The 24,126-nt window shown below is 72.8% G+C and carries 17 protein-coding genes; 5 read left to right on the top strand and 12 right to left on the bottom strand.

What is annotated here, in order from left to right; genetic code table 11:
• Positions 1-72: 72 nt before the first annotated feature.
• The 5 genes from ACGFMP_RS09880 to ACGFMP_RS09900 form a co-directional block, all read right to left on the bottom strand.
• Positions 73-831, bottom strand: a complete 759-nt coding sequence (locus tag ACGFMP_RS09880) for a LytR/AlgR family response regulator transcription factor (protein ID WP_393671516.1) — start codon at positions 829-831, stop codon at positions 73-75.
• Positions 828-2,018 carry a sensor histidine kinase gene (locus ACGFMP_RS09885; RefSeq protein WP_393671517.1) on the bottom strand — a complete coding sequence of 397 codons (1,191 nt, stop codon included), beginning with the start codon at positions 2,016-2,018 and terminating at the stop codon, positions 828-830. The genes ACGFMP_RS09880 and ACGFMP_RS09885 overlap by 4 nt, the downstream gene beginning before the upstream one ends.
• Positions 2,019-2,114: 96 nt before the next feature.
• Entirely contained in the window at positions 2,115-4,343 is a 2,229-nt protein-coding gene (locus ACGFMP_RS09890) for a hypothetical protein (RefSeq protein ID WP_393671518.1), read from the bottom strand.
• A 300-nt stretch (positions 4,344-4,643) separates the two neighbouring features.
• Entirely contained in the window at positions 4,644-5,732 is a 1,089-nt protein-coding gene (locus tag ACGFMP_RS09895; RefSeq protein WP_393671519.1) for a sugar ABC transporter substrate-binding protein, read from the bottom strand.
• Positions 5,733-5,924: 192 nt separating this feature from the next.
• Positions 5,925-8,144, bottom strand: a complete 2,220-nt coding sequence (locus ACGFMP_RS09900) for an NADP-dependent isocitrate dehydrogenase (protein ID WP_393671520.1) — start codon at positions 8,142-8,144, stop codon at positions 5,925-5,927.
• A 228-nt stretch (positions 8,145-8,372) separates the two neighbouring features.
• Here ACGFMP_RS09900 and ACGFMP_RS09905 point away from each other — a divergent pair, with 228 nt between their 5' ends.
• Positions 8,373-9,218, top strand: coding sequence for an MIP/aquaporin family protein (locus tag ACGFMP_RS09905; RefSeq protein WP_393671521.1), 846 nt, complete (start codon positions 8,373-8,375; stop codon positions 9,216-9,218).
• Here the strand turns inward: ACGFMP_RS09905 and ACGFMP_RS09910 are convergent.
• On the bottom strand, positions 9,140-10,231 hold the full coding sequence (locus ACGFMP_RS09910; protein WP_393671523.1) for a LacI family DNA-binding transcriptional regulator: 1,092 nt from the start codon (positions 10,229-10,231) through the stop codon (positions 9,140-9,142). The genes ACGFMP_RS09905 and ACGFMP_RS09910 overlap by 79 nt on opposite strands.
• A 251-nt stretch (positions 10,232-10,482) precedes the next feature.
• Between ACGFMP_RS09910 and ACGFMP_RS09915 the strand changes: the two genes are divergently transcribed.
• Both ACGFMP_RS09915 and ACGFMP_RS09920 read left to right on the top strand, forming a co-directional pair.
• The gene (locus tag ACGFMP_RS09915) at positions 10,483-13,743 is read left to right on the top strand and encodes a glycosyl hydrolase 115 family protein (RefSeq protein WP_393671524.1); all 3,261 of its coding nucleotides are present in this window, start codon (positions 10,483-10,485) and stop codon (positions 13,741-13,743) included.
• Entirely contained in the window at positions 13,740-15,293 is a 1,554-nt protein-coding gene (locus ACGFMP_RS09920; RefSeq protein WP_393671525.1) for a glycoside hydrolase family 43 protein, read from the top strand. The genes ACGFMP_RS09915 and ACGFMP_RS09920 overlap by 4 nt, the downstream gene beginning before the upstream one ends.
• Positions 15,294-15,344: 51 nt before the next feature.
• Here the strand turns inward: ACGFMP_RS09920 and ACGFMP_RS09925 are convergent, their stop codons facing one another.
• Genes ACGFMP_RS09925 through ACGFMP_RS09935 form a run of 3 tightly spaced genes read right to left on the bottom strand, consistent with a single transcriptional unit; the run spans position 15,345 to position 17,933 of the window.
• Positions 15,345-16,361 carry an NAD(P)/FAD-dependent oxidoreductase gene (locus ACGFMP_RS09925; protein ID WP_393671526.1) on the bottom strand — a complete coding sequence of 339 codons (1,017 nt, stop codon included), beginning with the start codon at positions 16,359-16,361 and terminating at the stop codon, positions 15,345-15,347.
• A complete protein-coding gene (locus ACGFMP_RS09930; RefSeq protein ID WP_393671527.1) occupies positions 16,358-16,870 on the bottom strand; it encodes an isoprenylcysteine carboxyl methyltransferase family protein in 513 nt (170 codons plus the stop codon). Before ACGFMP_RS09930 ends, ACGFMP_RS09925 begins: the two co-directional genes overlap by 4 nt.
• A 10-nt stretch (positions 16,871-16,880) precedes the next feature.
• The gene (locus ACGFMP_RS09935; protein ID WP_393671528.1) at positions 16,881-17,933 is read right to left on the bottom strand and encodes a type III polyketide synthase; all 1,053 of its coding nucleotides are present in this window, start codon (positions 17,931-17,933) and stop codon (positions 16,881-16,883) included.
• A 712-nt stretch (positions 17,934-18,645) separates the two neighbouring features.
• Between ACGFMP_RS09935 and ACGFMP_RS09940 the strand changes: the two genes are divergently transcribed.
• Positions 18,646-19,491, top strand: a complete 846-nt coding sequence (locus ACGFMP_RS09940) for a UbiA family prenyltransferase (RefSeq protein WP_393671530.1) — start codon at positions 18,646-18,648, stop codon at positions 19,489-19,491.
• 13 nt (positions 19,492-19,504) lie between these two features.
• Here ACGFMP_RS09940 and ACGFMP_RS09945 read toward each other — a convergent pair whose 3' ends face one another.
• The 3 genes from ACGFMP_RS09945 to ACGFMP_RS09955 form a co-directional block, all read right to left on the bottom strand.
• On the bottom strand, positions 19,505-19,936 hold the full coding sequence (locus ACGFMP_RS09945; protein ID WP_393671531.1) for a hypothetical protein: 432 nt from the start codon (positions 19,934-19,936) through the stop codon (positions 19,505-19,507).
• A 39-nt stretch (positions 19,937-19,975) separates the two neighbouring features.
• Positions 19,976-20,383 (bottom strand): cupredoxin domain-containing protein, encoded by a 408-nt coding sequence (locus tag ACGFMP_RS09950; RefSeq protein WP_393672125.1) that lies wholly within the window; start codon positions 20,381-20,383, stop codon positions 19,976-19,978.
• A gap of 162 nt (positions 20,384-20,545) precedes the next feature.
• A complete protein-coding gene (locus tag ACGFMP_RS09955) occupies positions 20,546-22,069 on the bottom strand; it encodes a MerC domain-containing protein (protein WP_393671532.1) in 1,524 nt (507 codons plus the stop codon).
• A gap of 352 nt (positions 22,070-22,421) precedes the next feature.
• On the opposite strand from ACGFMP_RS09955, the gene ACGFMP_RS09960 reads away from it, so the two are divergent.
• Positions 22,422-24,023 carry an FAD-dependent monooxygenase gene (locus ACGFMP_RS09960; RefSeq protein WP_393671534.1) on the top strand — a complete coding sequence of 534 codons (1,602 nt, stop codon included), beginning with the start codon at positions 22,422-22,424 and terminating at the stop codon, positions 24,021-24,023.
• Positions 24,024-24,126: the final 103 nt, after the last annotated feature.

The raw sequence follows: 24,126 nt of genomic DNA on the forward strand, positions 1-24,126 counted from the left end.
CGCCGGGCGGCTCGGCGCCGGACGGGGGGCCGGGCTGCTGCCTCCCGGGGCGGCCGGGGCCTTGCCGGTCGGTCATGACGGGCCGGGGCCGGGTGCGGGGGCCCAGCGCACCAGGACGTCGCGCAGTTCCCTGGTGTGGCGGCGGCTCACCGGGAGTTCGCTGCCCGCCACGGTGACGGTCCAGTGCCCGGCGTCGGAGCGCAGCTCCTCGACGTGCCGCAGCGAGACCAGGAAGCTGCGGTGGATCCGCAGGAATCCGTGCGGCTCCCAGCGTTCCGCCAGCACCGCGAGCGGCACCCGCACCAGCGGAGCGTGGCCCGCGGTGTGCAGGCGCACGTAGTCGCCCTGCGCCTCGGCGTACGCCACCTCGTCGCGGGACACGAAGCGGGTGATGCCGCCGAGGTCGACGGGGATCCGCTCGGGCAGCGGGTCGGGGGCCGGCTGCCGCGGCTCCGCGGGGCCTTCGAGCAGCGCCGCCACCCGGCGCACCGCCTCGGACAGGCGTTCCGCGCCCACCGGTTTGAGCAGGTAGTCGCAGGCCTTGAGGGCGAAGGCGTCGACGGCGAAGTCCTCGTAGGCGGTGACGAAGACGACCGCGGGCGGTTTGGCGAAGCGGCTCAGCACCCGGACCAGGTCGAGCCCGTCGAGGCCTGGCATCCGGATGTCGAGGAAGACCGCGTCGACCGGTTCCGCCTCCAGCAGCCGCAGCGCCGCGTCGCTGCTGTCGGCGGCCAGCACCCGGCCGACCCGGTGGTCGCCGCGGAGCAGGTAGCCGAGGTCGTCCAAGGCGGGCGGCTCGTCGTCCACCGCCAGGATCCGCAGCGGTCTCATGAGGCGTGCACTCCGTTCCGGTACTTCGGCACCCTGATGCTGATCCTGGTCCCGGCGCCCGGCGCGGTCTCCACGACCAGGCCGTACTCGTCGCCGAAGACCGCCCGCAGCCGCTCGTCGACGTTGCCGAGGCCCAGCGAGTCCCCTCCGGCCTCCCCGGCGAGCTGGAGCCGTACCTCCTCCGGGTCCATGCCCACCCCGTCGTCCTCCACACTGATCCGGCACTCCGCGCCCGCGTCCTCGGCCCTGATGGTGATCAGGCCCGGTGTCGCCTTGGGACCCAGGCCGTGGCGCACCGCGTTCTCCACGATGGGCTGAAGGCACAGGAAGGGCACCGCGACCGGCAGGACCTCGGGCGCGATCAGCAGGTCGACCCGCAGCCGGGCGCCGAACCGGGCGCGTTCCAGCCGCAGGTATCGGTCCACCGACCGCAACTCTTCGGCGAGGGTACTGAACTCGCCGTGCTTGCGCAGGCTGTAGCGGGTCAATTCGGCGAACTCCAGCAGCAGTTCGCGGGCCCGCGCGGGGTCGGTGCGGACGAAGGACGCGATGGCGGTGAGCGAGTTGTAGACGAAGTGCGGGGATATCTGGGCGCGCAGGGCGCGCAGTTCCGCCTCCATCATCCGGGTGCGGGAGCGGTCGAGTTCGGCGAGCTCCAGCTGCGCGATCACCCAGTGGGCGACCTCGCCCGCGGCCCGCACCAGCCCGGCCGACACCTGCCGGGTGTAGACGGCGAGGGCGCCGACGACCAGGCCGTCGACCACCAGCGGCACCACCACGGCGGAGCGGACCGGGCAGTCCAGGTCGCCGCAGTCGATGGTCTCGGCGGGCACCAGCCAGGGGCGTCCCGCGTCGATGGCGTCGGCGGTGTGGGCGACGGCCTGCGCGGTGTGGTGGCGGCCTGCGCCGTCCCAGGCCAGCAGCTCGCCGGCGCCGACGACGGCCAGCGCGGGGGTGGCGAGCAGCGCCCGCAGGTGGCGGGCGGCCTTGCGCGCCGACTCGCGGTTGAGCCCGTCGCGCAGCAACGGGGCGGCCAGCGACGCCTCGTGCAGCGCCGCGAAGGCCGCGCGCTCCACCGGGGTGCCGAAGCCGCGGCGCCCGCGGACCAGCCAGAACAGCGCGGCCGCGGCGCCCGCGATCACCGCAGTCACGGACACCACGGTGATCACCGACTTCATGGTCGGCATTATCGCCCCGGCCGCCGGAAGTGGCGCGGTGCGTGCACGGGGTTGTCCGCCCGGCCGGTTGGCCGGGCGGACGGCCCGCGCGGGATCGGCTTCCCGTTACGGGAAGTTGACGACGTTGCTCGGGGTGGTGTTGGACGCGGTGACCGCACCGGTGTCGTTGATGACGTGGCTGATGGTGCCCACGCCGCCGAGCGAGACGGTCAGTACGGAGTGGAACCGCACCCCTGAGGTGTTGGGCACCTCGAAGGCGTGGTAGTTGTTCACCGCGGGGTTGACGTTGAAGTAGCAGTAACTGCCGAGTCCCCAGGCCTCATGGGTGGTGACGTTCGTGCCGACCTTGTAGGCGGCGTAGCCGTTCTGGCCCGCCGGGTTCTTCCAGGCCGCCTGGTTGGGCGGGTCGTAGGGGTTCTCGTTCTGGAAGAAGATCGTCTTGCCGCCCTGGCCGTTCCACACCACCTCGTACTTCTGGTAGTGCTCGACGAACAGCCCGGTGGCCAGCACGTTGTTGCCGTTGACGGTCAGTCCTGTGTCGGCGGTGTTGGTGCCCCAGCCGACGGTGCCCGCGGTGCCGTGGTCGGCGCGCCAGGCCCAGATGTGGTCGATGATCGTGTTGCTGCTGTTGACGATCAGGCTGTTGGTGGCCTTGCCCGCGCGCTCGCCGCCGATCCGGAAGAACACGTCCTGGACGGTCGTCGGGTCAGTCGCGTGGCTCGCGGACGAGCCGGACGGGCCGACGGTGAGCAGGGCCTGGGAGTTGGTGGTGCCCGCGTCGAACAGCAGGCCCTTGAGCCGCACCCCGTTGACGTCGGCGACCTGCATCGCGGTGACGCCGTTGTCGGGGACGAAGGTCGGGTAGCCGATGCCGAGCACCACGGTGTCGGCCTTGGTCACGTTGAGCGTCTGGCTCAGGTGGTACACGCCGGGGGTGACGAAGAGGTTGCAGCCCGAGGCCAGCGCGTTGTTGATGGTCGCCGCGGTGTCGCCGGCCTTGACGACGTAGAACTGGCTCATCGGCAGCGAGCTGCCCGGGGTGCTGCCGCTCGCCCAGCTCGGACCGGAGGCGTTGGTGCGCAGCGACGGCAGGAAGACCCGGTATTTGCCGCTGCCGTCGATGTAGAGGTAGGGCACGTCACGGGAGACCGGGGTGGTGCCGAGGGTGGTCTCCGGCGGGTTGGGGAAGGTGTTGCCGGGGGCGCCGTTCACCCCGGAGAAGACCATGTTCCACACGCCGCCGGCCCAGCTGCCCAGGTTGCTGTCCCGGGTGTACCACTGCTGCTGGGACACCGACGACGCCTGGCCGCTGACCTTGCTGTCGGCGATGTAGCCGCCGCTGGCGTAGCCGTAGCTGGCCGGGTAGAGCGCGAGGTTGCCGTGCACGTCGATCCGGCGGAAGGGCGCGGCCTGCGCGACCGCCCAGCGGTCGGTGCCGCTCGACGGGTTGATGGCCAGGTTCTCCGCGCTGCGCCAGAAGTTCTGGGTGGCGTTGCCCGCGTCGGAGGCGTTGAAGGCGTCCACGGTGACGTCGCCGTTGATGGTGACGTCGTCGGGGTTCTGGCCGAGGCCGGCCACCGAGGTGTAGAAGCCGACGTTGTCGGTCACGTTGTACGTGCCCGGCTTGTACAGGTCGGCGACCCGGTTCTCGCTGAACTGGGCGGAGTTGGTGTCCTTCATCTGGTTGAACTGCGCGTCCAGCTGCGCCTGGATGGCGGCGTTGCCCATCGACGGGTCGAAGATGTGCACGTTGGGACCGAAGTTGGGGGTGTCCGACTGCGTCGGGCAGTTCCCCGGCGGCGGGGTGGTGGAGCCACCGGTGCTGCCCGTGCTCGTACCCGTGCTGGTCCCGGTGCTGGTGCCGGTGCTCGTCCCGGTGCTCGTGCCCGTGCTGGTCCCGGAACTCGTGCCCGTGCTCGTGCTGCCGCCGCTGCCCTGGGTGTACGTGAACTGCGGGGTGTCGTACTGCGGCCCGTTCTTGGTGTACGTGAAGGAGTACGTCAGCACGGTCCCGGCGGTGATCGGCGAGACGGTGTACGTCCAGCTGCTGCCTGACGCCGCCATCTGGACGTTCAACTGGCCGCCGCCGCCCACCTTGTAGTGGACGATGACGTAGCCGGCCGGGGTGGTGGGGGTGAAGGTGAGCTTCGCCTGGGTGCTGCTCGGCTCGCTGACGCTCTGGGTGTAGTCGGAGGCGTCGGCCGAGGCACTGCCGATGGTGCCGATCAGGCCCAGCAGCCCGGCCAGGGCCAGGGCGAAAGCGGCGAGCAGGGCGACGGGCCGGTGGACGCGCGGCCGCTGCCGGGTCCGGCCTGGGGGGAAGGTTCTGCGCATGAGTGGAGTCCTTTCCCTGGGTTCACACCGTGAACACCAGGTCAGCGCGGATGTGGGGGTGGAATCGCGCTCAGCACTGCACATTTCAGGCCACGGCTGGCCCATGACCCTTGGATTCAGCCGATTGAAAACGCTCTCAATCTGCGGATAGGGGATGCCCCTGATCCGTATGGCAGTGTCAAGGGGCCATGGCGGGCCGTCAAGAAGTTGAGCGGGATTCACGCGCTCGGCGCGATCCTCCCGCTCGGGTCCCCCGGTCGCGCGTACCGGGCCGGCCGCTGGGCCGGCCCGGTACGGGACTTACTTGATGCCGGCGGCCGCGCAGGCCGACGCGTAGTCCGCGGTGCAGATCTGCCCCGCGGTGTACGTACCGTCGGCGACCACGGTGTCCTTGATGTTCTCCTTGGTCACCGAGACCGCTTCCAGCAGCTTGGACGGCACTTCGTTGCCCGACCCGCTCTTCTTGGTGGTGTCGGCGATGGACTTGAAGTCCTTGCCCTCCAGCAGGTCGACGGCGATCTGCGCGGTGTTCTCCGCCTCGGGCTTGGCCGCCTTGTAGACGGTCGAGCTCTGGGCTCCCAGCAGGATCCGCTGGATCGCGGTGAGGTCCGCGTCCTGGCCCGTCAGCGGGACGTTGATGCCGGCGCCCTTGAGCGCGGTGGCGATACCGCCGGCCATCGTGTCGTTGGCCGAGTAGACGCCCTTGATGTTGGCCGCGCCGATGGAGGTGATCGCCGCCTTGACCTTCTGGTTGGCGACGGTGTCCTTCCACAGGCCGGACTGCTCGTAGGCGATGGTCACCTTCCCGTCCAGGACGCTGTGGGCACCGGCCTTGAACTCGGCCGCGTTGGGGTCGGCGTCGTCGCCGTTGATCATCACGATCTTCGCCTGCGGGTTGGCGTTCCCGGCCATGGCCGTCAGCAGCGCCTGGCCCTGGAGCTCGCCGACCTTCTGGTTGTCGTAGCTGACGTACGCCGACACCGGCCCCTGCGCCAGACGGTCGTAGGCGATGACCTTGATGCCCTTGTCGACGGCGGCCTGGACGGAGGACTTGATGCCGACCGCGTCCTGCGCGTCCAGGATCAGTACCTTGACGCCCTTGGCGATCATGGTGCTGACCTGCTGCGCCTGCTTGGCCGCGTCGCCGCCCGCGTTGTCGTACTGCACCGAGCAGTCGGAGCACAGCTCCTGGATCTTCTTGGTGATGAGCGGCCGGTCGAACTTCTCGTACCGGGCCGTCACGGTGTCGGGCAGCAGAAGGCCGATGCTCTTGTCCTTGCTGCTGTCCGACGACTTGTCGTCGTCGCCGGCCTTGCCACACGCGGCCATGGTCAGCGCCAGCGTGATCACGGCGCTCCCCACGACAAGACGGCGCGATATCGCGTTCATTGCGGCGGTGCCTCCCCTGAGAGGGCCGCCACGACGCGGCCCAAGTGCGGGTGAGTCAACTCGGATGGCAGGCCGCGCGTCAAGAAGTAAATCACCGAAATGATCACTCCATGAGACACCGTCACCCCGGCAGGTGACGATTCTGCCGGGGTGACCGAGGTGTTTCCGGGGGTACCGCCCCGGGGGGTCCGATCAGGCGAGCGAGGCGATGGCCTGGTTGAACGTCGCCGAGGGGCGCATCACGGCGGCCGCCTTGGCGGGGTCGGGCCGGTAGTAACCGCCGATGTCGACCGGCGATCCCTGGACAGCGATCAATTCGGTAACGATGGCCTCCTGCTGCTCCGTGAGGGTCTTGGCGAGGCCCTCGAACGCCGCCGCGAGCGCCGCATCGTCGGTCTGCGCGGCCAGCTCCTGCGCCCAGTACATCGCGAGGTAGAAGTGGCTGCCGCGGTTGTCGATGCCGCCGAGCCGCCGGCTGGGCGACCGGTCCTCGTTGAGGAAGGTGCCGGTGGCGCGGTCCAGGGTGTCGGCGAGGATCTGCGCCCGCGCGTTGCCCGTGGAGGCGGCAAGGTGCTCGAAGCTGGCGGCCAGCGCGAAGAACTCGCCGAGGCTGTCCCAGCGCAGGTAGTCCTCCTTGACCAGCTGCTGCACGTGCTTGGGCGCGGAGCCGCCCGCGCCGGTCTCGAACAGGCCGCCGCCGTTGATCAGCGGGACGACCGAGAGCATCTTGGCGCTGGTGCCCAGCTCCAGGATCGGGAAGAGGTCGGTGAGGTAGTCGCGCAGCACGTTGCCGGTGACCGAGATGGTGTCCTCGCCGCGGCGGATCCGCTCCAGCGAGAAGGCCGTCGCGTCCCGCGGCGTCATGATCTCGATCCGCAGCCCGTCGGTGTCGTGCTCGGGCAGGTACTCCCCGACCTTCGCGATCAGGTTGGCGTCGTGGGCGCGGCTCTCGTCCAGCCAGAAGACCGCGGGGCTGCCGGTGGCGCGGGCGCGGGTGACGGCGAGCTTGACCCAGTCGCGGATCGGGATGTCCTTGGTCTGGCACATCCGGAAGATGTCGCCCGCGCTGACGACCTGCTCGAGCACGGCCTCGCCGCTGCCGTCGACCACCCGGACGGTGCCGGTGACCGGGACCTCGAAGGTCTTGTCGTGGCTGCCGTACTCCTCGGCGGCCTGCGCCATCAGGCCCACGTTGGGCACCGAGCCCATGGTGGCGGGGTCGAAGGCGCCGTGGGCGCGGCAGTCGTCGATGACGACCTGGTAGACGCCGGAGTAGCTGCTGTCCGGGATCACCGCGAGGGTGTCGGCCTCCTGGCCGTCGGGGCCCCACATGTGTCCCGAGGTGCGGATCATGGCCGGCATCGAGGCGTCCACGATGACGTCGCTCGGCACGTGCAGGTTGGTGATGCCGCGGTCGGAGTCGACCATCGCCAGCTCGGGGCCCTCGGCGAGCTCGGCCTCGAAGGACGCCTTGATCGCGGCGCCGTCGGGCAGCGACTCCAGGCCCTTGAGGATGCCGCCGAGACCGTCGTTCGGGGTCAGGCCGGCGGCGGCGAGGGCGGCGCCGTGCGCGGCGAAGGTCTTGGGGAAGAAGGCCCGCACGACGTGGCCGAACACGATCGGGTCGGAGACCTTCATCATGGTGGCCTTGAGGTGCACGGAGAACAGCACGCCGTCGGCCTTGGCCTTGGCGACCTGGGCGGTGAGGAACTCGCGCAGCGCGGCGACCCGCATCACCGAGGCGTCGACGACCTCGCCGGCCAGCACCGGCACCGACTCGCGCAGCACGGTGGTGGTGCCGTCGTCACCGGCGAGCTCGATGCGCAGGGTGCCGTCGGCGGCGATGACCGCGGACTTCTCGGTGCTCCTGAAGTCGTCGGCGCCCATCGTGGCCACGCCGGTCTTCGACTCGGGGCTCCAGGCGCCCATGCGGTGCGGGTGGGCCTTGGCGTAGTTCTTCACCGAGGCGGGGGCGCGGCGGTCGGAGTTGCCCTCGCGGAGCACCGGGTTGACGGCGCTGCCCTTGATCTTGTCGTACCGGGCCCGGACGTCGCGGTCCTGGTCGCTCTTCGGGTCGTCCGGGTAGTCGGGCAGCGCGTAGCCCTGCTGCTGGAGCTCGGCGACGGCCGCCTTGAGCTGGGGGATCGACGCCGAGACGTTCGGCAGCTTGATGATGTTCGCGCCGGGGGTGCCGGCCAGCCTGCCCAGCTCCGCCAGGGCGTCGTCGATCCGCTGCCCGGCTTCGAGGAACTCGGGGAAGGCGGCGATGATCCGGCCCGCCAGCGAGATGTCACGGCTCTCGACCGTGACGCCCGCCGTGGAGGCGTATGCCTCGATCACCGGCAGGAACGAATACGTCGCCAGGGCCGGCGCCTCGTCGGTGTGCGTATAGATGATGGTCGAGTCAGCCACCGGTTACTCCGCTCCAGTTTCCAGCATTGCAAACATTGCTTGATATCAAGATATCCCGTGGCCGTCAGGACCTCGACGACGGGGCGCGCACGCCGGGTCCGGCGGACGGCCTAACCCCGCGCGCCATGGGCACCCGCGCGTGTTTCGGTGGAGCAATCACGTACCGGAACGGTGCAGAACCACCGACAAGCCACAGCCGGCTGCGACAGCCGGCGGGAAGCGGTAGCCATGGCGACACGTGCACGGGGCTCGGGGCTGTTCGGGGAGATGGCGGCGGAATTCGCCGGCACCATGATCCTGATCCTGATCGGCGTCGGCGTGGTGGCCCAGGTCGCCGCCGGCGGCGACCTGACCGACCCCAAGGGCGGTCTGGGCGACCACGACTCCATCTCCTGGGCCTGGGGCCTGGGCGTCACGTTGGGCGTCTACGTGGCGGCCCGGCTCTCCGGCGCCCACCTCAACCCCGCGGTGACGCTGACGCTGGCGACCTTCAAGGGCTTCTCCTGGAAGAAGGTCGTGCCCTACTGGGCCGCCCAGTTCCTCGGCGCCTTCGTCGCCGCCCTGATCGTGCGGTGGAACTACACCGAGATCCTGGGCCACGCCGACCCGGGGCACACGATCAAGACGCAGACCGTCTTCGCCACGCTGCCCGGCAACGGGTCGCTGACCGCCGGGGTGCACGAATGGGGGGCGTTCCGCGACCAGGTGATCGGCACCGCGATCCTGCTGATGCTGATCCTCGCGGTCACCGACGTGCTCAACACCCCGCCCGGTGCCAACCTCGGCGCGTTCATCGTCGGCCTGATCGTGGTCGCGATCGGCATGGCCTACGGCGCCAACGCCGGTTACGCCATCAACCCGGCCCGTGACCTCGGCCCGCGGCTGGCCAGCTACATCACCGGGTACGGCACCGCCTGGCGGGACCAATGGGGCAATCTCTACTGGTGGGTGCCGATCGCGGGGCCGCTGATCGGCGGCCTGGTGGGCGGCGCGGTCTACAAGATCTTCGTCGGCAGGTTCCTGCCCACCGCGGAGCCGGAGCCGGCCGGCCGGGTGCCTGCCTCGGAGACCTGAGGCGGCGGGGCGGAGCTGTCCCTGACCACCAGGCTGGTGGACAGCTCCACCCGCAGCACGTCGGGGGTCCTGCCCTGTACGAGCTGGAGCAGCATGTCGGCAGCCGCGGCGCCCATTTCGGCGAGCGGCTGCCGCACCGTCGTCAGCGGCGGCGGTGACCAGCGGGCCTGCGGCAGGTCGTCGAACCCGACGACGCTCAGGTCGTCCGGCACCCGCAGGCCGCGCTGCCTGGCGGCCTCGTAGACGCCCAGCGCCATCTGGTCGCTCGAGGCGAAGACCGCGGTCGGCCGGTCCTGGCCGTCGAGCAGCGCGGAGCCCAGGGTGAAACCGGACTCGTGCGAGAAGTCGCCCACCCGCACCAGGTCGTCGTCCACCTCGACGCCCGCCGACTCCAGGGCCGCGCGGTAGCCGTCGAGGCGGGCCCGGCTGCACATCAGCGCGGGGGGCCCGGTGATGATGCCGATCCTGCGGTGCCCGAGCGAGAGCAGGTGCAGCACCGCGCTGCGGCCGCCGGCCCAGTTGGTCGCGCCGATGGTCGGGACGTCGTAGGTGGGCACCCCCGCCGGGTCGATCACCACCAGCGGCATGCCGAGCCTGCGCAGCTCCGCGTTCAGCTGCGGGGCCGGCTGCGAGGTGACCAGGATCGCGCCGTCGGAGTTGCGGGACCGCACCCCGACGAGCCACTGCTGCGCGGACGCGGCCTGGTGGTGCACGGCGGACACCACGGCGCCCACTCCCGCGGCGTGGGCGACCTTCTCCACCCCCCGCAGGATCTCCACCGCCCAGGGGCTGTCGAGGTCGTTGAACACCAGGTCGATGAGGTTGGCCCGGCTCGCGGCGCCGGCCGCCCTGCGCCGGTAGCCGTGCTCGGCCAGCAGGTCCTCGACCCGGCGGCGGGTGGCGGCCGCCACATCGCTGCGCCCGTTGAGCACCCGGGAGACCGTGGGCAGCGACACGCCTGCCTCGCGGGCGATGTCGGCGATCGTGACCCGGCCCGCGCTGTCTGACGCCACCGGTGCCTCCTGTCGCAGTGGGCTCCCAGCATAGGCAGCGCCCCCGCCCCGCAGGAAAGGCGCACCGGCTTTCCGGTGTCCCGGCACCGGCCCGGCGGTCCGAGGGTTGACGGGGCCCGTCCGCACTTCTAACGTCACTCGAAACTTCCGGGAGGATCACGCAAGTTTCGAAGATCCGGTGGCACCGCAAGGGACTGCGGAAGCCGGGTCACGACGCGGAATCACAGTGAGGGACTGCAGTGGCGGACGCTATGGACAGGCAGCACGCGGAGCGGGACGGCGCCACCGGCCGTCCGCCCGGCCGCGGGCCGAACCGCAGGTCGGTGGTCGGCGCCGGGATCGGCCTCGCGGCCCTGCCCACGGTCCTCGGCAGCACCCTCGGCCCGGCCGCGCAAGCCGGCGCGGCGGGCGGCACCGGCCGGCCGCCCGGCGGCGGACCGCGGCCGACCGACCCGGGCGCGTACATCACCACCGACCACCGCCCGGGGAGCTTCCCCCTGGTCGCGGCGGGTACGGCGACCCCCCTGGTGGTCAGCGCCGACGACCACGGGGGCGTCGTCCGGGTGGCCGGCGACCTGGCCGCCGACCTCGAACGCGTCACCGGCGTACGGCCGCGGGTGTCGGTGCTGCCGGCCGGGACGCGGCCCGCGGACCGGCAGATCGTGCTGATCGGCACCATCGGCCGCAGCCCGCTCATCGACGCCCTGGTCGCAGCCGGCAGGCTGGACGTCTCGGGGATCGCGGGAAAGTGGGAGACCTCGCTCGAACAGGTCGTCGACCACCCGCTGCCCGGCGTCGACCGCGCCTTCGTGATCGCCGGCAGCGACCAGCGCGGCACGATCTTCGGCGCCTACGACGTCTCCCGCGGCATCGGCGTGTCGCCCTGGGTCTACTGGGACGACGTCCGGCCGCAGCGGCAGGACGCCCTCTACGCGCTGCCCGGCGCCCACACCCAGGGCACCCCCGCGGTCAGATACCGCGGCTTCTTCATCAACGACGAGAACCCGTCACTCGGCACCTGGGCGCCGGCCACCTTCGGACCCGGCCTCGCGCCCGGCTACCCGGGCGGCTTCAACCACGCCTTCTACGGGAAGGTCTTCGAGGTCATGCTCCGGCTCAAGGCCAACTACCTGTGGCCCGCGGTGTGGGGCCGGGCCTTCGCCGAGGACGACCCGCTCAACCACGCCACCGCGGCGGCGTACGGCGTCGTCATGGGCACCTCGCACGAGGCACCCATGATGCGCGGCATCGAGGAGTGGAACCGGCACGCGGTGCCCGCGGTCCGCGACAAGGCGGGGAACATCACCACCCCCGGCCACGACCCCTACGGCGGCACCGGCGAGTGGAGCTACCGGCACAACGCGGAGGCGCTCAGGGCCTACTGGACCGCGGGCATCCGGCGGATGGCCGACCAGGGCTTCGAAGGGGTGGTCACCCTCGGCATGCGCGGCAACGGCGACACCAGTCTCGCCGACGGCGACGGCATCGAGCTGATGAACGAGATCATCACCGCCCAGCGGGCCATCCTCGCCGACGTCACCGGCACCGACCTCGCCGCGATCCCCCAGGTGTGGACGATGTACAAGGAGGTGCAGCGCTACTGGGACAGCGGTCTGCACGCGCCCGACGACGTGACCGTCGTCTTCACCGACGACAACTGGGGCAACATCCGCAGGGTCCCGGACCCGGCACTGCCGCCGCGGAGCGCCGGCTACGGCCTGTACTACCACTTCGACTACGTCGGCGGCGGGCGCAACTACAAGTGGGTGGACACCACCTCGCTGCCCAACATGTGGGACCAGCTGCACCAGACGTACGCCTACGGTGTGCGCAACCTGTGGGTCACCAACGTCGGCGACCTCAAGGGCAACGAGCTGCCGACGCAGTTCTTCCTCGACTACGCGTGGAACCCCGAGCGCTGGCAGATCGCGGACATCGCGGAGTGGGAACGGCGCTACGCCGCCGAGAACTTCGGCCCGCGGCACGCGGCGGCCATCGCGGAGGTGCTGCACACCTACGCCCACCTCCAGAGCCGCCGCAAGCCGGAACTGCTCAACCGCAGGATCACCCTCGACCCGGCCAAGGACGTCGCCCACGATTCGTCCGCGGTGGTCTACGACGACCGGGCCACGCCCTTCGCGCTGACCTCCTACCGCGAGCTGGAGTCCGTCACCGCCGAATGGGCCGCGCTGGCCGCGACGGCGCAGAGCATCGGCCGCGCGCTGCCGCAGTCCGCGCAGGACGCCTACTACGAGCTGGTGCTCTACGAGGTGCAGGCCACCGCGAACCTCTACGCCCTGCGCGAGGCCCAGTTCACCAGCCTCCACTACGCGGCGCAGGGCAGGGCCGCCGCCAACACGCTTGCCGCCACCGCGGAGGCCAGGTTCGCCGACGACCTGGCACTGGCGGACCGCTTCAACAACCAGGTGGCGGGCGGCAGGTGGAAGGGCTTCCAGACCCAGCCGCACATCGACTACGGCGACGTGGAGCGCTACGGCCCCAACGCGCCCTGGCAGGAACCCGAGCTCGACAACCAGGCCATCCCCGACGTCATCTTCCCCGCGCTCCAGCGGGTCGAGCTGCCCGCGGCGGCCGCGATGGGCGTCGCGATCGACGGCTCCGACGGATGGTGGCCGCAGCAGAGCGGTCCCGCCGTGCTGCCTTCCTTCAGCCCCTACCAGACCCAACCCGCCCAGTACATCGAGGTGTTCAACCGGGGCGCCGCACCCTTCGACTACCGGATCGTGCCCGCGGAGCGCTGGCTGACCGTCGACCGCCCCGCCGGCCGGGTGCGCGAGCAGGTGCGCGCCACCCTGCGGGTGGACTGGTCGCGCGCGCCCAAGGGCAGGACCACGGTGCCGATCGAGGTCACCGGTCCCGGCGGCGCCGCCGTCCGGGTGCAGGCGGTGATCGACAACCCCGCGGTGCCCCGTCCGGCGCCGGCCGGCTTCGTCGAGGCCGGCGGCCTGGTCTCGATCGAGGCCGCGCACCACTCGCGCGCGATAACCGGCGGCGGGGTGTCCTGGATCTGCCTGACCGACATCGGGCGCACCGGCTCCGGCATGCGGCCCTCCCCCGTCACCGCGCCCCGGCAGGTCCCCGGCGGCGCCGGTGCGCGCCTCGAATACGACCTCACCCTGTTCTCCGCGGGCGAGGTCACCGTCCGGGCGTACCTCTCGCCGCGCAACGACATCTTCGGGCGCGGCGGCCTGCAGTACGCCGTCTCCTTCGACGGCGACGCGCCGCAGACGGTGAACGCCACCGCGGCGACCGGCGCCGACGACGGCACCATGAACCGCCAGTGGGAGCGCAACACCTCCGACAACGTCAACGTCACCACGACCACCCACCGCATCGACCGGCCCGGCCGGCACGTGCTGGCCTTCTGGGCCGTGGACCCCACCGTGGTGCTGCACAAGCTCGTGGTGGACACCGGCGGCCTGCGGCCCAGCCACCTGGGCCCGCCGGAGAGCCATCGCGCCGACTCGACCAAGGACAAGCACAGCCGATGACCGTCACCGCGAACAACCCCGTCCTGCCCGGCTGCTTCCCCGACCCCTCGGTGTGCCGGGTCGGGCAGGACTACTACCTGGCAAGCTCCTCCTTCGCCTACTTCCCCGGCATCCCGCTGCACCACAGCAGGGACCTGGTGCACTGGCGGCCGATCGGCCACGCCGTCGACCGCGCCGGGCAGCTGGACCTGGGCGGGGTGCGGGCGAGCGGCGGCCTGTACGCGCCCACGCTCCGCCATGCGGCGGGCCGCTTCCACCTGGTGTGCACCCTGGTCGACGGGCTCGGCACCTCCGGCAACTTCCTGCTCTCCGCCGACGATCCGGCCGGCAAGTGGTCCGACCCGGTGTGGCTGCCGGAAGCCCCCGGCTTCGACCCGTCGCTGTTCTTCGACGACGACGGCTCCGGGTACCTGCTCGGCACCCGCGAGATACCCGGCACCGGAGGGCGCACCGAGATCTGGATGCGCGGCTTCGACGTGGCGACCGGCGCGCTGGCCGGACCCGACCGGGTGCTGTTCCGCGGCGCGCTGCTGGACGCCCGCTGGGCGGAGGGACCGCACCTCTACCGGCACGACGGCTGGTACGTGCTGCTGCTGGCCGAGGGCGGCACCGAGTACGAGCACGCGGTCACCGTGGCCCGCAGCAGGCAGGTCGACGGGCCGTACGAGAACCACCCGGGCAACCCGGTGCTCACCCACCGCCACCTCGGCCTCGGCTATCCGCTGTCCGGTGCCGGGCACGCCGACCTGGTGCAGACGCCGGGCGGCGACTGGTACGCGCTGCTGCTGGCCTCCCGGATGTACGGCGGCCGGCACGCCAACCTGGGGCGGGAGACCCATCTGGCCCGGGTCGAGTGGGAGCAGGGCTGGCCGGTGTTCAACCCCGGTGAGGGGCGGCTGACCGAGCAGGCCGAGGTGGCGCTGCCCGCGCACCCCTGGCCCGCGCCCGACCCGGTGGACCACTTCGACGCCGAAGTGCTCGACGACGGCTGGAACACCCTGCGGGCGCCCGGGACCGGTGCGTACAGCCTTGCCGAGCGGCCCGGGCACCTGCGGCTGCGGCTGCTCCCGCGCACGCTCTCGGAGCAGAGCACCCCCGCCTTCGTCTGCCGCCGCCAGCAGCACATCGACTTCGCCGCCGAGACCGCGCTCGACTTCACCCCCGGCGCCCCAGGAGAGGCCGCGGGCCTCGCGGTGCTCCAGTCCCCCGGCCACCACGTGACCGTGCTGGTGACGGCGACCGGCGACGGCGGCACCGTCGTCCGGGTCACCGAGCGCAACGCGGGCACCGAAACGGTACGGGGCGAACTTCCGGTACGCTCCGGCCCGTTGCGGCTCGGGGTGCGCGCCAAGGGGCAGGACTACACCTTCTCCTGCACCCAGTCCCCCGACGGCGCCCGCGACATCGCCACCGTCGACGGCCGCTTCCTGAGCAGCCAGGTCGCCGGCGGCTTCACCGGCGTCTACCTCGGCCCGTACGCGACCGGCCCGGCGGACGGCACCGGCCACGCGGACTACGACTGGTTCCGCTACGCGCCGGCCTCCGGCTGACGGACCCGGGGGCCGCCGCGGACCTCGCGGCGGCCCCACCCGAGGACCGGGTCAGGACAGCCGGTTGACGGCCGCGGCGAAGAGCGCGGGGCAGCGGCTCGCCGCCGGGACGATGCGGCGGGCCGACCAGGGGCGGCCGCGCAGCCACAGCAGGGTGCCGGTGAGCAGCCGGTGGTCGCGCGACGCGCGGCACCACGCCCGGTCGTAGTCCTGCGGCCGGCCGGCCACCACGCAGCGCACCAGTTGCTCCGCGGTGGCCAGGGCGATCGCGATGCCCTCGCCGGTCAGCGCGTCGACGTAGCCCGCCGCGTCGCCCACCAGCAGCACCCGGCCCGCCACCCGGGTGCGGACCCGCTGCCGCATCGGGCCCGCACCGCGGACCGGGGTCACCGCGCCGGCCGTCAGCCGCTCCAGCAGCCGCGGGAAGGCGGACAGCTGCCCTGCGAAGGGCGCGCGCTCGCCGGTCAGCACCGCGACACCGACCAGCTGCGGCCCGAGCGGGGTGACATACGCCTCGGCGCGCGCCGACCAGTGCACCTCGACGCAGTCCGACCACGGGGGTACGGCGAAGTGCCGGCGCAGTCCGTAGCGGGCCGGCCGCGGGTCGGGGGCCGCCGCCAGCCGCAGCGCGCGCCGGATCGGCGAGTGCAGCCCGTCGGCCGCGGCCAGATAGCGGGCGGTGATGCCCGCGGCGGTCACCGACGCGCCGTCCTGCCGGACGCCGTCGACGCGCAACGGCAGCACGGACACGCCGAGTCCTGCCGCGGTGGCGGCCAGCGCGGCATGGAGTTCGGTGCGCCGCACCCCGCGCCCGTGGCCGGTGCGGAAGCGGGCCTCGGCCCGGTGCCGCTCGTCCATGTAGCGGATCCCGTGCAGCGGTTGGCCGGGGAGGGCGACGCCGAGCGCGGCAAGCGACCGTACGGCCGACGGCATCAGGCCCTCGCCGCACGCCTTGTCGACCGGCCCGGGACGCGGCTCCGCGACCACCACCTCGAGCCCGGCCCTGGCGGCGTGGATGGCGGTGGCGAGCCCCGCGGGACCGCCGCCCGCGACCAGCAGGTCGATCACGCGGGCGCCAGGCCGAGCGCCGCGTTCTCGCAGCGCAGCCGGACCTTGAGCAGTTGCGCGTTGGCCAGGGTGAAGCACAGCGCCGTGATCCACGCCCCGTGCACCAGCGGCAGCGCGGCGCCCTCGACCACCACCGCCAGGTAGTTGGGGTGCCGCATCAGCCGGTACGGTCCGCGGTCCACCAGCGGCAGGTCGGGCACGACGATCACCCGGGTGTTCCAGCGCGGCCCCAGCGCGAAGACGCACCACCAGCGCAGGATCTGCGAGGCCACCACGAGCGCCAGCATCGGCCAGCCGAGCGCGGCGACGAACGGCCGCCCGCCGTAGTGGACTTCGGCCAGGCAGCCGGCCAGCAGCCCGGTGTGCAGCAGCACCATCACCGGGTAGTGGCCGCTGCCGTGCTCCCGGCCGCCGCGGTCGAAACTCCAGGCCGCGTTGCGGCGGGCGGTGTTCAGCTCGATCACCCGCTCGAAGGCAACGAGCAGGACCAGCAGGGTGTATGAGGGCATCGGGCTCCACCTACCAGCGCAGAAGGACGAGTTCGGAGCAGAAGCCGGGACCCATCGCCATCAGCAGGCCCGGGCTGCCGGGCAGCGGCCGGTCACCCGCCAGGACGTCGCCGAGGATGTGCAGCACCGAGGCGGACGAGAGGTTGCCGACCTCCGCGAGCGAACGCCAGGCCGTCTCCAGCGCCCTGGCCGGCAGTCCAAGCGTCTCCCTTACCGCCTCCAGCACCTTCGGACCGCCCGGATGGCAGACCCAGCCGGCCACGTCCCGCGGCTTGATGTCATGGTCGGCCAGGAAGTCCCGCACCTCGGGCCCGAGATGGCGCATGACCAGGTCGGGCAGGTCGCTGCCCAGCACGATGCGGAAGCCGTCGTCGCCGATGTCCCAGCCGAGCAGCCGCTCGGTGCCGGGGTAGAGGCGGCTGCGGGTCGCCACCACCTCGGGACCCGTGGCGGCCCGGTCCCGGCCGACCGCCACCACCGCGGCGGCGCCGTCACCGAACAGCGAGCCCGCGACGACGCCGGCCGCGGAGGTGTCGTCGCGCTGGAGCGTCAGCGAGCACAGCTCGACCGAGAGCAGCACCGCGACGCCCTGCGGGCGGGACTCCAGGTAGTCGTGCAGCCGGGCGAGTCCCGCCGCCCCCGCGACGCAGCCCAGGCCGAAGACCGGCAGCCGCTTCACATCGGGCCGCAGCCCGAGCCGGGCGGCGATCCTGGCCTCGATCGAGGGGGCGGCGATGCCGGTCACCGAGGTGAAGATGACGAGGTCCACCTCGTCGGGCCTGACGCCGGCGGCTGCCAGCGCGCCGCCGATGGCCTCCTCGCCCAGCTCCTGGGCGACCTCGATGAAACAGTCGTTGGCCTCGCCGAAGCCGCGGAGGGTCGCGTAGCGCTCCAGGGGCAGGGCGAGCCTGCGGGTACGCACCGCGGATGCCGCGTGCACCCGGTCCAGCACGCCGCGCGCGGTCCTGGACGCGGCGCCCAGCCCCGCGAGTGCTTCCGTGATCTCGGACTGCTCGTACCGATACGGCGGAAGCACCGCGTGCACGGCGCCGATTCGGGTCATTGGCGCATCATATGTACGAGTCGGGCGAATCCTGGTGGCTTGGGCCGGTGTGTCGGGGCACCGGGCCCCTTGCGGGGCGGCCGCGGTGACGTTTCCTGCTGACGGCACGTCGGGGCCGGGCGCCGCCCCCCAGGGGGGTGCCCGCCCCATGCGGGCGCGAATTCTGCTGACGGCACGCCCGGGCCGGGCGCGCAGTTGCCCGCACCCCTCAGGCGGTGCCCCCTGGGGTCACGATTACTGCTGACGGCACGCCCGGGCCGGGCGCGCAGTTCCCCGCACCCCTCAGGCGGTGCCCCCTGGGGTCACGATTACTGCTGACGGCACGTCGGGGCTGGGCGCCGCGCCCCTCAAGGCGGTGCCCCCTGGCGGCGCGACTGCTGCCGACGGCACATCCCGGCCGGGCGCGCAGTTCCCCGCGACCCTCAAGGCGGTGCCCCCTGGCGGCGCGATTACTGCTGACGGCACATCCCGGCCGGGCGCCCAGTTCCCGCGCCCCTCAAGGCGGTGCCCCCTGGCGGCGCGACTGCTGCCGACGGCACATCCCGGCCGGGCGCGCAGTTCCCCGCGCCCCTCAAGGCGGTGCCCCCTGGCGGCGCGACTGCTGCTGACGGCACATCCGGGCCGGGCGCCAGTTGCCCGCGTCCCCGGCGTCACTCGGATGGGGTGGGCCGGGTGGGGCGGGGGGAAGGGGGCGGGCGCCTAGGGTGAGGGGGTGGGAGATCGTCGGGGGGTTGCGGTGGTGCGGGCGTGCCACCCCGAGCCGACCGTCGCGGTCACCGCGCTGGTGACCGTCCTCGCGGTGGCGTCGGGGCGCGGCCCGGCGGCCTGCGCCCTGATCGGCGCCGCCGTCATGTGCGGGCAGCTGTCCGTCGGCTGGTGCAACGACCTGGTGGACGCGGCCCGTGACACCGCGGCGGCCCGCGCCGACAAGCCGCTGGCCACCGGTGCGGCGCCGCGGGAGGCGGTCACGGCGGCGGCGGCCGTCGCGCTGGCCGCCTGCGTCCCCCTCTCGCTGGCCGCGGGCCGCTGGGCGGGGGCGGCGCACCTCACCGGCGTGGCGGCAGCCTGGGCGTACAACCTCGGGGTGAAGCGCACCGCCGCCTCCTGGGTGCCCTACGCGCTGGCTTTCGGGCTGCTGCCGGCCTTCGTGACGCTGGGTCTGCCCGGCCGGCCGTGGCCGCCCGGGTGGGCGATGGCGGCGGGAGCCCTGCTCGGCGTGGGCGCGCACTTCACGAACGTGCTGCCGGACATCGACGCCGACCTGGCCGCGGGCGTGCGCGGGCTGCCGCAGCGCCTGGGCCGCAGGCGCACCCGCGTGCTGGCCCCGCTCCCGCTGCTCGCCGCGTGCGCGGTGCTGGTGCTGGGTCCGCCGGGCCCGGTCGGCCGAACCGGCTGGGCGGCGCTCGCGCTGACCTGCGCCCTGGCGGCGGCGACCACCGCGGCCGCCTCGGCCGGTGCCCGGGCGGGCAGCCGGCTGCCGTTCCTGGCCACCCTCGCCATGGCGGTCACCGCGGTGGGCCTGCTGGTGCTGCACGGCGGCTCGCTGGCCCCGGCCTGAGCCCGCCGGGCGGTCACTCCACGGTCGGCCGGTGCCGCCGCGCGCGCCGGTCGAACAGGTCCACGACGATCAGCACGCTCGCAGCGGCGACCGCCACCAACTGCGCGACGGCGACGACCTTCTTCTCCGTGTACCAGACCGGTTCGTACATGTTGGGCAGCGGCCCCAGCTTGCCGACGTCGACGTAGCGGTAGACGACGAGCAGCGCGAAGCCGCCCGCCGCGACCAGCCAGCCGAAGGCGTCGCCGAGGAAGCGGCGCCAGACCAGGATCAGCAGCGCGGCGAGCGCCGAGAGTGCCGCTTCGGCGCGGAAGAGGTCGCCCTGGCTGAAGGTGGCGTCCACCGCGTCGTACTGCGGCGCGAGGTCGGCGTGGACGTACGCGTCGACCGCGAGTCCCGCGGCGGCGATCACTCGGGTGGCCCAGACCCACACGCGGTACTCCATCACGGCTCCTCGGTGTCCTCGTCGGTCGTCGTCACGGCGTCAGCCGACGGTCAGGGTGCCCTTCATGAAGGGGTGGATGGTGCAGATGTAGGGGTACGACCCGGCCTTGGCCGGCGCGGTGAAGGTCACCGTCTTGCCCGCGGCGATGTCCCCGGTGTCGAAGGCCTTGGCCCCGGTCGCCGTCAGGGTGTGGGTCGTCGAGTCGTTGTTGGTGACGGTCACGACGGAGCCGGGCTTGACGGTGAGCGTGCCGGGGCCGAAGGCGAAGTTCTTGATGCCGATCCGGTTCGCGCCACCGCCCGCCGCGGGCGAGGACGCCGACGCGCTCGCCGTCGAGCCGGACCCGCCGGAGCCGGAGTCGGAGCAGCCGGTGAGCACCAGCACCAGGCACACCGCGCCCAGCACTCCCGGCGACCGCCCCCTGAGGCCCCGCGCCGCACCCACCATGTCCACCTCACCGGTCGTGGCGCCCCTGCGGCCGCCTCCCGGCCAGGTTCCGCCCCGCACGCCCGCGCCGCCCGCCGCAGCGGCCGCACGGGGGACGTTTTCACGCCAACGGCTGCGCTTCGGCGGGCGGCGCGGGGTTCGGGACCTGTGCCGCAGCGGGGATCAGAAGCTGTACGACTCCAATACGTACGCGCACTCCGTATAGATGTACCCGCTCCTGAACTGGTGGGTGTCGGCGATGGGTGTCGCGGAGTCGGCGTCGTCGATGGGCTTCTGCATGATGTACGACGTCCCGGTGGGCAGGTGCAGGGTCCGCTTGGCGTAGTGCTTGCCGCTGCCCTTGCACGCGAGGCTCTGCGCCAGCGAGTCACTGGAGTAGCGCGAGCAGCCGCTGCACCCCTTGAGGGTGAAGCTGCCGGTGACCGGTCCCGTGTAGAGGATCTCGACCGCGTCGGGGCTGTCGTTGGTGAAGGTCACGCTGATGGAGCCGCCGCTGCCCATCGACGGCACCTTCTTGCCTGCGGCGGGCACCTTCGTGGCGATCTCGGCGGCTATCGCGATCTTGAGCGCGAGCGGGCGGTGCGTGTTGTGCGGGTACTTCTTGGTGAACCCGTTCATCGTGGTGAGCGCCTCGTCGAAGCTGCCGCCGCGGTACTGCGAGAGGCCGCAGTTGTACGTACCGGTCTCCACGTAGCCGTCGACCCTGCGGGAGTCGGCGCTCAGCGCGTCGGTGATGCCCGCCTTCTCGCCGGGCAGTGCCGCGGCGTCCTCGCCGAGCGTGCGCAGCTTGTCGGTGGTCCCGCACGGGTCCTTGCCGCCGAGGCCCTTCGCGGTGGCGTCGATGTTCGCCTTGATCGCGGGCTCCACCTTGCCCGCCTGGGCCGACTTGGGGAAGGTGGTGAGCAGTTCGCCGAGCTTGCCGCCGTCGCTGGCGGAGTCGGGTGCGGGCGAGGTCAGCTCGGTCATGCCGCACTCGTAGAGCGAGGTCGCGAGCCGGTCGTCGGGCCAGCCGGCCAGCGGGCCGAGCGCCTTGTCGCCGATGTGCTGGGGCACCGTCCGCAGGTACTTCAGCGGCTCTATCGCGTCGCAGTACTTCTTCTGGTCGTAAGGGGCGCCCACGGCCGTGTAGAAGGTCTGGAGCCGGTCCGGCACCTTCTTCGCGGCCTTCGAGCCCGCGTGCTTGCTGTCGAGGTCGTTGTAGGAGCCGAGCGCCGAGTCGTACTCGGACTTGGCGCTCAGGAAGGGCTTGGCCTTCGCGGTCGCCACCAGCTGGTCGGCCTTGTCCAGCCGGTCGAGCAGCATCGCCTGGGTCGCGTCGTCCTTGGCGCCGTCGTAGTAGACGACCGCGCCTGCGGGCACCGCGAGCAGCACCAGCCCGAGCAGCAGCGCGAGCGGCGTCTGCGGCGGGAAGGACAGCCGGGTGCGCAGGCCGCGCAGCGCCCCGTGCACGGCGGTCAGCAGCAGGAAGACCACATACGTGACCAGGACCCCGCCGGACACGCCGTCCGGGTCGGCCGGCAGCGCCGCGACCAGGAAGAAGGCCGTCCCGATGAGGGCGACGGCGAGGCCTATCCAGCGGCGGGTCAGCAGGTAGCCGATGCCGAGCCCGCTGAGGTTGAGCACACCCACGGCGACCGCGCGCAGCGGGTCGGCCGGCTCGCGCGGCACCGGCGGCGCGGCGGGCATCGGCGGCGGTCCGAAAGGCGGCGGGGGCGGATACCCGCCGCCGGGGGGAGGCGGGTATCCGCCGCCCGGCGGGGGTGGCGGCGGCGGATAGCCGCCTCCCCCGTAACCACCGCTTCCGCCCTGCTGACTCCAGCTCATGACACAACCCCCCGAGACATCGGTCCCCACCCATGGAACGCGTCGAGGCGGCCGTGCCGCCGACGCGAAGGCCCATTTATATCTGATGCGCGGACAGGCCTGTCGGTTGCGTCCGGGCGCAAGGAGATGCGACCCGGCGTGGCCGGGCGCAGGCTGGATGGGCGGGGTGTACGAGCGGTGCGGGGGCGCACCGTCCCGACGCCGGGGAGTGATCATGGGCGACACCGAGGTACTGGTGGTGGGGGCGGGCCCTGTCGGGCTGACCGCGGCCCTGGAGCTGCACCGTCGCGGCGTCGACTGCCGCATCGTGGACCGGCTCGCACAGCCCCAGCCGTACGCGAGGGCTGTCGGTCTGCGGCCGCGCACCCTCGAGGTGTGGGACGCGATGGGCCTGGTGCGCGACGTCCTCGACGCCGCGGTGCCGCTCCACGGCGTGCTCGGCTACGTCGGCAGGAAGCCGGAGCCGCGCGTCGACCTCACGCTGCCGCCCGACGTGCCCTACGGCTTCGCCGCGCTGCCGCAGGACGCGACCGAGCGGCTGCTGACCGTGCACCTGGAGGCGTACGGCGGCCGGGTCGAGCGCGGCACGGAACTGCTCGGCCTCGAACAGGACTCCGGCACGGTGCGCGCCCGGCTCCGCACCGCCGGCGGCACCGAGACGGTCGAGTGCCGCTACGCGATCGGCTGCGACGGTGGGCACAGCCGTACCCGGCGGGAGCTCGGGCTCTCCTTCGAGGGCGACGCACTCCCGGAGGAGCACATGCTCGGCGATGTCGAGGTGGACTGGGATCTGCCGTCCGGTTACGCCGTCCGCTCCCTGCGCCGGGGCGGCGGCGCCGACGACCTGCTGGTGTGCGTACCGCTGCCCGGCCGGCGCCGCTACCGGATGACGATGCCGGTCCCGCCCGAGCTGTCGGCGGCGCACGACCCGCCGGGTGCGGAGGCGGCGCACGGTGTGGAGTCCGACCGCGCCCCGGAGCTGCGGCACGTGCAGGCGATGCTCGACCGGCTGTCGCCGCAGCCCACCACGGCGCGGTCGCTGCGCTGGTCGTCCGTCTTCAGGACCGGCCGCCGGCTGGCGGAGCGCTACGGAGCCGGCCGGGTCTTCCTCGCGGGCGACGCGGCGCACGTCCACCCGCCGACCGGCGCGCAGGGCATGAACACCGGAGTGCAGGACGCCTACAACCTTGCCTGGAAGCTGGCCCTCGCCATCCACGGCGTGGCCGCGGACGGGCTGCCGGCCAGCTACCACGCCGAGCGGCACCCGGTCGGCGAGGACGTCGTCAGGCGGACCTTCCCGCGCCCCGGAGAGGGCAGGCAGGCGCCGGAGGAGATCGGCCTTGTGGTGCTGCGCGAGGCGCAGCTGCTGATCGGCTACCGGGACAGCCCGCTGGTCGACCCCGACCCCGGCGGCCCCGAGCCGCGGCCGGGCGATCGCGCGCCTGACTGCCGGGGGCTCACGGGGGACATCGCCGCTTATCCGGTGCGGCTGTTCGACCTGCTGCGCAGCCCGCACCACACGCTGCTGCTGTACGCCGACGCGGGGTCTTCGGCCGAGGAGCTGCGGGCCTGCGCGACGGCGGCGCGGGAGGCCGCGCACGGACGCCTCAACGTCTTCGCCGTGCTGGCGCCCGGTGCGCCCGGCGACGGGCTCGGGGTGCCGCGCGTCCACGACCGCGACGGCGAATTCCGCCGCCGGTACGGCGCCCGGCCGCCGGAAGCCGTCGTGGTCCGCCCCGACGCCCACATCTCCGCGCGCTTCCCCCGCCCCTCCCCTGCCGTGCTCGCCCGCCATCTGGCCCGCACCTTCGCCTGACCGCCGCCCGTCCCCGCGTGCGCCGGACCGTGGCCTTCGACCCGGTGGCGGGCCGTGCCCGAATCGACGCAGGGGACCCCGCCCGGCGATCGCGGTACGGCTC

The sequence above is a fragment of the Streptomyces sp. NPDC049040 genome (assembly GCF_043197715.1).
In the GTDB taxonomy this organism is placed as follows: Bacteria; Actinomycetota; Actinomycetes; order Streptomycetales; family Streptomycetaceae; genus Actinacidiphila.